Here is an 11,555-nt window from a genome sequence, read left to right on the forward strand (position 1 = left end):
GAGGAGCGTGGCTCCTCGGCGCCTCGACCCCGTTACAGGCTGTCCCGCGGCAGCGCCCTTCGGGTCCAGGGCCCGCAGGGTCCTGGCGGAGTGGGGGTACGGGGGCGAGGCAGCGCCTTGCCCCCGGGGAGCGGGCGCCACGGGCCACGGCACCGCGCTGGGCGTATCACTCCAGCCGGATGCCCGCCTGCGCCACCACCTGCTTCCACAACGGTACTTCGCGCTGGAGGCGTTCGGCGAGCGGGGCGGGGCCGTCGAGCAGGAGGCGTGCGCCGGAGGCTTCCAGGCGCTGGGCCAGGACGGAGCCCTCGCGGAGGGGCGCCATCTCCTGCACCAGGCGCTCCACCACGGCGGGCGGGGTGCCGCGCGGGCCGAGCATGGCGTACCAGATGGGCATGTCGTAGCCGGGCACGGCCTCGGCGATCGCGGGCACGTCGGGCAGGGCCTTGTTGCGCTGGGGCGAGGTGACGGCCAGGGCGCGCAGCCGGCCCTCGCGCACATGGGTCATCGTCTCGATCAGCCCGGTGATGAGCAGGTCGGTGTCGCCGGCGTAGAGGGCGTTCACCGCCTGTCCGGCGCCGCGATAGGGGACGTGCAGCAGGTCGATGCCGGCGCGGACCTTCAGCAGCTCGCCGCCGAGATGGGTGGTGGAGCCGGCGCCGGAGGAGGCGAAGCTGATCCTCCCCGGCTGCGCGCGGGCGCGGGCGAGCAGATCGTCCAGGCTGCGGCCCGGCCAGTCCGGGCGCACCAGGATGGCCATGGGCATCTCCACCACCATGCTGATCGGCACCAGGTCGCGGAACGGGTCGTAGCCGGGGTCGTGCAGCAGCGCCGGCAGGATCGACACGGAGGAGGTGGTGAAGAGCAGCGTGTGCGGGTCGCCCGCCTGCACCACGTACTGGATGCCCAGCGCCCCGCCGGCGCCGGGCTTGGTCTCGACGATGGTGCTCTGGCCCAGGCGCTGGGTCAGGTGCTCGGCGATGAAGCGCGCCGGCACCTCCACCGGCCCGCCCGGCGCGAAGGGGACGATGAAGCGCAGCGTGCGCTCCGGCCAGCCGGCGGCACGGGCGGGGCCGGCGGCAAGCCAGGGCATGGCACCGGACAGCGCCGCGCCGGCCAGCAGGCGACGGCGCGCGATGGAATGGGACATTCGGTTCCTCCCCGATCTTCTGCGCACAGGCTAGGAGAAATTGGTTGATAAGATCAACTAAAACCTCTAGCCCTGCTGGCAAGAGCTTCGCCGCGATGCGGAAGACCGAGGAAATGCCATGCTCCGACGCACCCTGCTTGCCGCCGCCTGCTGCCTGCCCGCGCTGCGCCCCGCCCTGGCCGCGGGCTGGTCGCCGGACCGGCCGCTGCGCCTGATCGTCCCCTTCGCCGCGGGCGGCCCCGCCGACATCTTCGGCCGCCTCTTCGCCGAGGCGCTGTCGCGCCAGCTCGGCCAGCCGGTGGTGATCGAGAACCGCACCGGGGCCGGCGGGCTGGTGGGGACGGAGGCGGTGGCGCGGGCGGCGCCGGACGGGCTGACGCTGGGCTTCACCGGCCCTGGCGCGCTCTCCATCGCGCCCGCCATGCCGCAGCAGCGCATGCCCTTCGACGTGGAGCGCGACCTGGCGCACCTGACGCTGGTGGTGCGCGTGCCGGAGGTGCTGGTGGTCAACGCCGCCTCCGGCCCCGCCAACCTGAAGGCGCTGATCGCCAAGGCAAAGGCCAGGCCGGGCGAGATGTCCTACGGCTCGGCCGGGGCCGGGTCGCTGACGCACCTGGCCAGCGCGCTCTTCGCCTCGGCCGCGGGGATCGAGGCGCTGCACGTCCCCTATCGCGGCGCCGCCCCGGCGGCGACGGACCTGCTGGCCGGACGCTTCGACTTCATGACCGCCGACGTTCCCGTGCTGCGCCCGCATATCGAGGCCGGCGCGCTGCGGCCGCTCGCCGTCACCACGGCGCAGCGCGTGGCCGCCCTGCCGGAGGTGCCGACCACGGCGGAGCTGGGCCTGCCGCAGGTGAACTCGGACAACTGGTACGGGCTGGCCCTGCCGGCGGCGACGCCCGCGCCGATCCGCGAGGCACTGCGGGCGGCGGCGCTGAAGGCCCTGCGCGATCCGGCGCTGGTGCAGGAATTCGCCAAGCAGGGCGGCGAGTCCTCGCCGATGGAGCCGGAGGCCTATCTCGACTTCCTGCGCCGGGAAGCGGCCAAGTGGGGCCCGATCGTGCGCAGCACCGGGGCGGAGGCGCTGTGACGATGACGGAGTTCGGCTTTCCCTCGCGCCTGCCGGCGCTGCTCGGCATCCGCTATCCGATCGTGCAGGGGGGGATGAGCTGGGCCTCCTCCTCCGCCGCCCTGGCGCTGGCCGTGGCGCGGGCCGGGGGGCTCGGCACCATCGCCGCCGGGCCGATGCGGCCCGAGGCGCTGGTCGAGGCGATCCGCGCGGTGCGGGCCGGCACGGACGCCCCCTTCGCCGTCAACGTGCCGCTCTACAACAAGCGTTCCGCCGAGTTCCTCGACATCGTCGAGGCGGAGCGCGTGCCCATCCTGATCTGCTCCCAGGGCGGGTCGAAGGCGCATCTGCCGCGCTTCCGGGCCTATGGCGCCAAATGGCTGCACGTCGTCGCCTCCCCCCTGCACGCCGCCAAGGCCGAGGCGGCCGGGGTGGACGGGCTGATCGTCGTCGGCGGCGATGCCGGCGGGCACCCGGCGCCGGACGAGGTCTCCGCCATGGTGATGGTGCGCGCGGTGGCGCGCGCGGCGCGGGTGCCGGTGATCGGCGCGGGCGGCGTGGCGGACGGCGCCGGCATCGCGGCGATGTTCGCCCTGGGCGCGGAGGGGGCGCAGCTCGGCACGCGCTTCCTGATGACGGAGGAGGCGACGGTCCACGCCGCCTACAAGGACAGCGTCCTGCGCGCCGGGCTGGCGGACACCACGCTGGTCGGGCGCGGCGGGCTGCCGGTGCGGCAGGTGCGCAACCGCTTCACGGAGGAGGTCGATGCGGCCGAGCGCGCCGGGCAGGACAAGGCGGCGCTCGATGCCCTCTATGCCAGCCGCAGCCTGAAGCTCGCCGCGCTCGACGGCGATGTGGAATGGGGCAAGGTCGAGGCCGGCCAGACCGCCGGGCTGATCGACGACATCCTGCCCGCCGCGGAGGTGATGCGCCGGCTGGTGACGGAAGCGGAGGCGGTGCGCCGCCGCCTCGCCGGCCAGCCGGAGGCGCGGGCCGCCGCATGATCCGCATCGGGGACCATGACGGCATCCGTACGCTTGCCCTGGCCCGCCCGGAGAAGCGCAACGCCCTCGACACGGCGCTGGGGGAGGCGCTGATCGCCGCGCTGCGCGAGGCGGAGGCGGCGCCGGAGGTGGCGGCCATCGTGCTGGCCGCCGAGGGGCCTGGCTTCTGCGCCGGCGCCGATCTGGGCGAGCTGCGCGCCCTGGCGGACGACCCCGTGGCGAAGGCCGCGCGCGCGGCGCTGAGCGAGGCGATCCTGCTGGCGCCCGGGGATACGGGAAAGCCGGTGGTCGCCGCCGTGCACAGCGCGGCGCTGGGCGCCGGGGCGGCGCTGGCGCTGTGCTGCGACCGGCTGGTGCTGGCCGAGGACGCCACGCTGGGCTTCCCCGAGGCCCGGCACGGCATGCTGCCGGCGCTGATGGCCCCCGTGCTGCGGCAGCACCTGCCGCCGCGGCAGGTCTTCCGCCTGCTCGCGACGGGGCAGCCGCTGCCGGCCGCCGAGGCGCTGGCGCTCGGGCTGGCGGAGGCGGTCGTCCCGGCGGAGGCGTTGCTCGCGGAGGCGGGGCGCCTGGCGCGGGAGGCGGCCAGCCTGCCGGTGCCGCGGATGCGCGCGCTGAAGCGGCTCTGCGCCGCCGCCCCGCCCTCGCTGACCGAGGGCTTCGCCCGGGCCCGTGCCGAACGGGAGGCGCTGGCATGACGCGGCCGCTGGACGGTCTGGTGGTGCTGGACCTCTCCCGGGTCCTCGCCTGCCCCTTCGCCACCATGCTGCTGGCCGAGATGGGGGCCGAGGTCATCAAGGTGGAGCAGCCCGGCTCGGGCGACGAGACCCGCTCCTTCGAGCCCTTCGCCGAGGGGCCGGGCGGCTCCGTCAGCGGCTACTACATGGCGGTGAACCGGGCGAAGCGCTCGATCACCGTGAACCTGCGGCATGCGGAGGGGCGGCAGGTGATCCGCGACCTCGCCGCCCAGGCGGACGTGCTGGTGGAGAACTTCCCCGTCGGCACGCTGGCGCGGCGCGGGCTGGACTGGCCGGCGCTGGCGGCGGTGAACCCGCGCCTCGTCTACGTCTCCTGCACCGGCTTCGGCCAGAGCGGCCCCTATGCCGGACGCAAGGGCTACGACACCGTCTTCCAGGCGATGGGCGGGCTGATGGGCCTGACCGGCGAGCGCGGCGGCGGGCCGGTCAAGCCCGGCCTGCCGGTGGCCGACATCTCCTCCGGCCTCTGGGTCGCCATCGCCATCCTCGCCGCGCTGCAGGGGCGGGAGCGGACGGGCAAGGGCGGGCATGTGGACGTCTCCATGCTCGACGCGCAGGTGGCCCAGCTCACCATCGCCGCCGCCCGGGTCTTCGCCCTGGGGGAGGTGCCGCCGCGCCTGGGCACGGAGCATCCCGGCCGGGTGCCGAGCGCCAGCTTCCGCTGCGCCGACGGCCGCTGGCTGCACATCACCGCCAGCGACCAGCACTGGGCGCCGCTCTGTGCCGCGCTGGAGCTGGGCGAGCTGGCGGCCGACCCGGCGCTGGGGAGCAATGCCGGGCGCGTGGCGCAGCGCGAGCGGGTGATGGCGGCGCTGTCGGCCGCCATGGCCCGCCTGCCGCGCGGCGAGGCCTTCGCCCGGCTGGATGCGGCCGGCGTGCCGGCGGGGCCGGTGCTGGAGCTGGACGAGGTGCTGGCCGACGAGCACGTGCAGGCGCGCGGCATGGTCCGGCGCTTCGAGCACCCGACGCTCGGCAGCTTCCCTGCCCTGCCGGTGCCGCTGCGCTTCGCGGGCTGGGACGACCCGGCGCTCGGCCGCCCGCCGCTGCTGGGCGAGCATACGGACGTGGTGCTGCGGGAGCGGCTGGGGATGGATGCGGCGCGGATCGAGGCGCTGCGGGAGGACGGTGCGCTGTGACGGAACCCCTGCTCTACGCGATGGCGGAAGGCGGCGTCGCCACCCTGACGCTGAACCGGCCGGAGGCGCGCAACGCCCTGAACACCGCGCTGGCCGAGGCGCTGCTCGCCGCCGCGCGGCGCGCGGTCGCGGAGCAGGCGCGGCTGGTGCTGGTGCGGGCCGCGGGGCCGGTCTTCTGCGCCGGCGCCGACCTGAAGGAACGCAAGGGGATGAGCGAGGACCAGGTCCGCGCCCGCCGCCTGAAGGGCTTCGCCGCCTATGACGCGCTGGAGCGGCTGCCGATGCCTTCCGTCGCCGTGGTGACGGGGCCGGCGGTGGGCTCGGGGGTGGAGATCGCGGCCGCCTGCGACTTCGTGGTGGCGACGCCCGCCGCCTCCTTCCGCACGCCCGAGGCGCTGTGGGGCACGGTGGGGGCGACGCAGCGCCTGCCGCGCATCCTGGGCAAGCGGCTGGCCAAGGATATGATGTTCACCGGCCGCACGCTGTCGGCCGGTGAGGCGCGCGAGGCGGGGCTGGTGGCGCGGCTGGTGGCGCCCGAGGCGCTGGAGGAGGAGTTGGCCGGCATCGTCCGCGCCGTGACCGGGGCGCCGCCGACCGCGATGCGCCTGGCCAAGCGCTGCGTGGACGAGGGGCTGGAGCGCGACCCGCGCGGCGCCCTGGCGACGGAGCTGCTGGCGATCGAGGAGAACCTCGCCGGCGGCGAATGGCGCCAGGGGATCGCGGGCTTCGGGAAGGCGGCGGAATGAGCCTCGACCTCGATGCCGTCTGCCCGCTGACGACGCAGCGGGCGCTGGACCGCGCCGCCGCCATCGCGCCGGAGGTGGAGGCCGTCGTCGTCCCCTCCGGCCGCATCACCTATGCCGGGCTGGCGGCGGAGGTGCCCCGCATCCGCGCGGCGCTGGCGGCGGCCGGGATCGGGCACGGCGACCATGTCGGGCTCTGCCTGGGCAACGGTCCACGCTGGGTGGCGATCTTCCTCGCGCTGGGCTCGCTCGGCGCGGTGACGGTGCCGGTGAACACGCGCTTCCGCGGCGAGGAGATGGCCTATGCCCTGCGCCAGTCGCGGGTGCGGCTGCTGCTCACCGCCGACCGCTTCCTGCGCGTGGACTTCGTCGCGATGCTGCGCGGCATCTGCCCGGGCATCGACACGGGCCTGCCGGACGCGGCCCTGCCCGATCTCGCGCAGGTCGTGGTGCTGGGCGAGGACGTCCCGGCCGGGGCGCGGCGCTGGGAGGAGTTCCTGGCGGCGGGCGAGGGGCGCGACGTCCCCGCCGCCTGCACGCCGGACGACGTGCTGCTGATCCAGTACACCTCCGGCACCACCGCCTTCCCCAAGGGCGTGCTGCTGACCCATCGCAGCATGTGCGCGGACGCCTTCTTCTCCGGCGGGCGCATGGGGCTGCGCGTGGCCGACCGCTTCCACAGCGCGCGTCCCTTCTTCCATGTCGCCGGGACCACCCTCTCCATCCTCTCCTGCCTGCAGCACGTGGCGACCCTGGTCTCCATGGACCGCTTCGAGCCGGCCGAGGCGCTGCGGCTGATGGAGGAGGAGCGCTGCACCCACTTCTCCGGCAACGACACCATGGCGCTGATGCTGCTGAACCACCCGGACCGGGCGGGCCGGCGGCTGGCGTTGCGCGGCGCCTGGGCCGCCGCCTCGCCCAGCATCGTGCGGCGCATCATCGACGAGCTGGGCGCGCGGGAATGCGTCGTCGGCTACGGCCTGTCGGAAGCCTCGCCCAACGTCTCGCAATCCGCCTGGTGGGAGCCGGAGGCGGTGCGCGTCGCCGGCCGCATGCTGCCCGAGCCGGGGGTGGAGGTCCGCATCCGCGCCCTGGATGGCGGCGGGGACTGCGCGCCGGGCGAGCCGGGCGAGATCCTGGTGCGCGGCTGGAACGTGATGCAGGGCTATTTCGACAAGCCGGAGGAGACGGCGAAGGCGCTCTCGCCCGAGGGCTGGCTCGCCACCGGCGATCTGGGCCGGCTGGGCGAGGACGGACGGCTGGAGTTCACCGGCCGCGCCAAGGACATCGTGCGCGTGGGCGGCGAGAACGTCTCGCCCGCGGAGGTGGAGGACATCCTGCACCGCCATCCGGCGATCCGGCAGGCGGTGGTGGTGGGCGTGCCCGACCCGCGGCTGGTCGAGGTGGTGTGCGCCTTCGTCATCCCGAACGAGGGCCAGTCCTGCGACCCGGAGGCGCTGATCGCCTGGAGCCGGGAGAACATGGCCGGCTTCAAGGTGCCGCGCCACGTGCTGGTGGTGGAGAGCTTCGAGGCCATCGGCATGACCGCCAGCTCCAAGATCCAGAAGCGGCACCTGGCGGAGCATGCGGTCAGAATCCTCGGCCGCAACGGCCCTCCTGATCGGTCGTCGGTGTAACGCCGTGGAGTGCCCCCTCATTTCGACCGGACAGGTGGCTTAACCTGAGGGCCTAGGCTTGAGCCCAGGCATACGCCTATATCCAAGCCCGTTGAGCGCGTCGACATCATCACCGGCTGCGAGCGCCGCAGGCGCTACAGTGCCCCGAGAAGGTTCGGCTGGTCGAGACTGTGAAGCAATGCCTCACAGTCTCGACCAGCCCAGCATGACGGTCCCGGCCGTCGCCCGGCTGTACGGCATCTCGCCCAGCCTGCTGTTCGGGTGGAGGCGTCGCATGGCTGAGGGCGGCCTGGAGGCGGTTCGGGCAGACGACGACGTGGTGGCCGCCAGCCGTGTCCGCGAGCTCGAGGCCACGGTCCGGGATTTTGAGCGCCTGCTCGGTCGCAAGACCATGGAGGTCGAGATCCTGCGGGAGGCATGGGACGCCACCCGGGGAAAAAGCCCGGCTTCCGGCTGCCGTCGCCGCCTCCAACCGGTTCCCAGTGAAAGCGGTGACCGACACCCTGGGCGTGGCCCGCTCCAACCTGGTCGAGCAGTTGCAGGGTCCGGGACGCCGCCGCGACTCCTACCAGCGCGAGGGCGACGACGTGCTCCTAGCCGAAATCCGCGCCGTCACCGATGCCCGGCCCACCTATGGCTACCGCCGGATCACCGCCCTGCTGAACCGCGCCCGCCGGGCCGCTGCAGGGCCGCCGGTCAACCGCAAGCGCGTGCTGCGCCTCATGCGCCGTTCCTCGCTCACGCTGCAGCCCAGCACCACGATGCGTGTCATCCGAACGCATGAGAGCAAGGTCGTCGCGCCCGGCTGGCGAGCACACGTGCCGCGACGCTGACCCATGGGGCGGGGGCCCTCACCCCCGGCCATGGCAGTGCTTGTACTTCTTGCCCGAACCGCAGGGACAGGGCGCGTTGCGCGGCGTCGCCCCCCAGGTGGCCGGGTCGTTCGGGTCCACCTCGGGCGACACCCGCGGCGCCGCCTCAGTCGCGGCGTTGCCATAGTCGCTCACGGCGAAGCCGACCGGCCCAGCCCCGTCCTCCATCCCCGGCTCGGGGTGGCGGGCATCCAGCACCCGGATCGGCTCGGGGCTCGGCAGCGGCGCCTCGGGCGCCAGGTCCACATGCATCAGCCAGCGCGTCACATCCAGGCGCAGGTCGGCCAGCATGCCGTTGAACAGGCTGAACGCCTCGGACTTGTACTCGTTCAGCGGGTCGCGCTGGCCATAGGCGCGCAGCCCGATGCCCTGGCGCAGGTGGTCCAGCGAGAGAAGGTGGTCCTTCCACACCTTGTCGAAGACCATGAGGAGGAGGGACTTCTCCACCTCCCGCATCCGCTCCGGGCCCATGTTGGCGGCCCGGGCGGCGAAGGCCTGGTCCGCCGCCTCCTGCAGCCGCTCGCGCACGGCCGTCTCGTCGATCCCCTCCTCGCGCGCCCAGTCGGCGACCGGCAGGTCGAGCCCGAGGACGAGGAGCACCTGCTCCTGCAGCCCGGCCAGATCCCACTGCTCGGGATAGGCGTTCTCCGGGATGGCGCGGGCGACCATGTCCGCCACCACCTCGCGCCGCATCTCGGCGACGGTCTCGGAGACGTCTCCGGCCTGCATGAAGAACTTCCGCTGCGCATAGACCTCCTTGCGCTGGTCGTTCATCACGTCGTCGTACTTCAGCAGGTTCTTGCGCGTGTCGAAGTTGCGCGCCTCGACCTTCTTCTGCGCCTTCTCCAGCGCCCGGTTGATCCAGGGGTGGATGATCGCCTCCCCCTCCTTCAGCCCGAGCTTCTGCAGCATCCCGCCCATCCGGTCGGAGCCGAAGATGCGCATCAGGTCGTCTTCCAGGGAGAGGAAGAAGCGGCTTGCCCCCGGGTCGCCCTGACGGCCCGAACGGCCGCGGAGCTGGTTGTCGATGCGCCGGCTCTCGTGGCGCTCCGTGCCGATCACGGCGAGGCCGCCGGCCTGCTTCACCTGGGCCGCGGCCGCCTCGACCTCGCGACGCATCTCCGCCATGCGGGCCTCGAACTCCGGCCCCTCCGGCTCCCCGGCGAAGGAGGCGCGGGCGAGCATCTCCGCATTGCCGCCCAGCTTGATGTCCGTGCCGCGCCCGGCCATGTTCGTCGCGATCGTCACCGCGCCCGGCCGGCCGGCCTGGGCGATGATCGCCGCCTCCTGCTCGTGGTAGCGGGCGTTGAGCACCTTGTGCGGCACGCCCTTCTTGTTCAGCAGGCTGCTCAGCAGCTCCGACTTCTCGATGCTGGTGGTGCCGACCAGGGCCGGCTGGCCGCGCTCGCGGCACTCGGCGATCAGGTTGGCGACGGCCTCGTACTTCTCGGCGGCCGAACGGTAGACCTCGTCGTCGGCATCGATGCGCGCGACGGGGACATTGGTCGGGATCGCCACCACCTCCAGCTTGTAGATCTCGGCGAACTCGTCCGCCTCGGTCGCGGCGGTGCCGGTCATGCCGGCCAGCTTGGGGAAGAGGCGGAAGTAGTTCTGGAAGGTGATCGAGGCGAGGGTCTGGTTCTCCGGCTGGACCGCCACCTCCTCCTTGGCCTCCAGCGCCTGGTGCAGCCCGTCGGAGTAGCGCCGGCCCTCCATGGCGCGGCCGGTGAACTCGTCGATGATGACCACCTTGCCCTGGCGGACCATGTAGTCGACGTCGCGCGTGAACAGCACATGCGCACGCAGGCTCTGGTTCACGTGATGCACCAGGGTGACGTTCTGGCTGTCGTAGAGGTCGCCCTCCGTCAGAAGCCCCGCCGCGGCCAGGGCCTGGGCGATGACCTCCGTTCCCGCCTCGGTGAGGACGGCGGTGCGCATCTTCTCGTCCTTCTCGAAGGTCTCCTTGTCGCGCACCACCTCGCGCACGACGGCGTTGACCTGGACGTAGAGGTCCGAGCTCTCGTCGGAGGGACCGGAGATGATCAGCGGCGTGCGCGCCTCGTCCACCAGGATCGAGTCCACCTCGTCCACGATGGCGTAGCTGAAGTCGCGCTGGACCATGTCCTCCAGCCGGTACTTCATGTTGTCGCGCAGGTAGTCGAAGCCGAACTCGTTGTTCGTGCCGTAGGTGATGTCGCAGTGGTAGGCTGCCCGACGCTCGTCGTCGTTCAGCCCGTAGACGATCACCCCGGTGGAGAGGCCCAGGAAGCCGTAGAGCCGGCCCATCTCCTGGGAGTCGCGGGTGGCGAGGTAGTCGTTCACGGTGACGACATGCACGCCCTTGCCGGTCAGGGCGTTGAGGTAGACGGCAAGCGTCGCGACCAGGGTCTTGCCCTCGCCGGTCTTCATCTCGGCGATCCGGCCATCATGCAGGACCATGCCGCCGATCAGCTGGACGTCGAAGTGGCGCATGCCCAGGACACGCTTGGACGCCTCCCGGCAGACCGCGAAGGCCTCCGGCAGCAGGTCGTCCAGGGCCTCGCCCCGGGCGAGCCGGGCCTTGAACTCGTCCGTCTTGCCGCGCAGCGCGGCGTCGTCCAGCGCCGCGATCCGGGGCTCAAGCGCGTTGATCGCCGGCACGCGCGCCTGGTAGCGCTTGAGCGCGCGGTCGTTCGAGGTGCCGAGGATGGCGCGGGCGAGGCGGGCGAACATGCTCTTGCTATTCTCTCCGAGGCGCCGGGCCCGCGGATATCCTTGGGGACATCCCCGGGGCGCCGGATCAGGCGCGGGACCGAGGCGTCCCGGAGCCCCCGGATGGCCCGAGGCGGCCGGGGGACGCCCCGTCACGCGCGTGCGGACAGATAGGGGGCGGGCGGGGTGGGGTCAACGAAGCCCTGGGCCGCCCGGCCATGCACCGTAACACCGCGGCGCCATCCGGAACTTTCCGCGCCGGCATCGCCAGGCCCTGCCCCCGGGGGGAAAGGCTCCGCCTTGTCCCCCCGGCCCCCCTATCCGCCAGGAGCAGAGCCCCTGGCCCCCCTTTCACGGACGCGCCAGCACGCCGGGGGAGCATCGCTCCCCGGCGACTGCGGTGTCCGCACGCGCGGCCTTTGATTCTTCTTCGGTTCCCCGCCTGTCCGCGCTCTCTCCAGGTTCAGCCCGCAGGCTGCCCCCTGCCGCGCAGAGCCA

General features: G+C 73.3%; 9 protein-coding genes and 1 pseudogene. 8 read left to right on the forward strand and 2 right to left on the reverse strand.

What is annotated here, in order from left to right; genetic code table 11:
• Window positions 1-166: 166 nt before the first annotated feature.
• A complete protein-coding gene (locus LPC08_RS18105) occupies window positions 167-1,150 on the reverse strand; it encodes a Bug family tripartite tricarboxylate transporter substrate binding protein (protein WP_230449630.1) in 984 nt (327 codons plus the stop codon).
• Between the two features lie 118 nt (window positions 1,151-1,268).
• On the opposite strand from LPC08_RS18105, the gene LPC08_RS18110 reads away from it, so the two are divergent.
• The 8 genes and pseudogenes from LPC08_RS18110 (at window position 1,269) to LPC08_RS18140 (ending at window position 8,327) form a co-directional block, all read left to right on the forward strand.
• Complete coding sequence (locus LPC08_RS18110) at window positions 1,269-2,240, forward strand: Bug family tripartite tricarboxylate transporter substrate binding protein (RefSeq protein WP_230449631.1); 972 nt, start codon at window positions 1,269-1,271, stop codon at window positions 2,238-2,240.
• A 2-nt stretch (window positions 2,241-2,242) separates the two neighbouring features.
• The gene (locus LPC08_RS18115) at window positions 2,243-3,223 is read left to right on the forward strand and encodes an NAD(P)H-dependent flavin oxidoreductase (protein WP_230449632.1); all 981 of its coding nucleotides are present in this window, start codon (window positions 2,243-2,245) and stop codon (window positions 3,221-3,223) included.
• Entirely contained in the window at window positions 3,220-3,918 is a 699-nt protein-coding gene (locus LPC08_RS18120) for an enoyl-CoA hydratase/isomerase family protein (protein WP_230449633.1), read from the forward strand. Before LPC08_RS18115 ends, LPC08_RS18120 begins: the two co-directional genes overlap by 4 nt.
• Complete coding sequence (locus LPC08_RS18125) at window positions 3,915-5,114, forward strand: CaiB/BaiF CoA transferase family protein (protein ID WP_230449634.1); 1,200 nt, start codon at window positions 3,915-3,917, stop codon at window positions 5,112-5,114. Before LPC08_RS18120 ends, LPC08_RS18125 begins: the two co-directional genes overlap by 4 nt.
• A complete protein-coding gene (locus LPC08_RS18130; protein WP_230449635.1) occupies window positions 5,111-5,860 on the forward strand; it encodes an enoyl-CoA hydratase/isomerase family protein in 750 nt (249 codons plus the stop codon). Before LPC08_RS18125 ends, LPC08_RS18130 begins: the two co-directional genes overlap by 4 nt.
• Complete coding sequence (locus LPC08_RS18135; protein ID WP_230449636.1) at window positions 5,857-7,494, forward strand: AMP-binding protein; 1,638 nt, start codon at window positions 5,857-5,859, stop codon at window positions 7,492-7,494. The genes LPC08_RS18130 and LPC08_RS18135 overlap by 4 nt, the downstream gene beginning before the upstream one ends.
• Before the next feature lie 205 nt (window positions 7,495-7,699).
• Window positions 7,700-7,855, forward strand: a pseudogene (locus LPC08_RS26305) (transposase); the annotation flags it as partial.
• A gap of 130 nt (window positions 7,856-7,985) precedes the next feature.
• Complete coding sequence (locus tag LPC08_RS18140; RefSeq protein ID WP_230449637.1) at window positions 7,986-8,327, forward strand: IS3 family transposase; 342 nt, start codon at window positions 7,986-7,988, stop codon at window positions 8,325-8,327.
• A gap of 18 nt (window positions 8,328-8,345) precedes the next feature.
• Here LPC08_RS18140 and secA read toward each other — a convergent pair whose 3' ends face one another.
• On the reverse strand, window positions 8,346-11,078 hold the full coding sequence (gene secA, locus LPC08_RS18145) for a preprotein translocase subunit SecA (protein WP_230449638.1): 2,733 nt from the start codon (window positions 11,076-11,078) through the stop codon (window positions 8,346-8,348).
• Window positions 11,079-11,555: the final 477 nt, after the last annotated feature.

The organism is Roseomonas sp. OT10, from assembly GCF_020991085.1.
Classification (GTDB): Bacteria; Pseudomonadota; Alphaproteobacteria; order Acetobacterales; family Acetobacteraceae; genus Roseomonas; species Roseomonas cutis.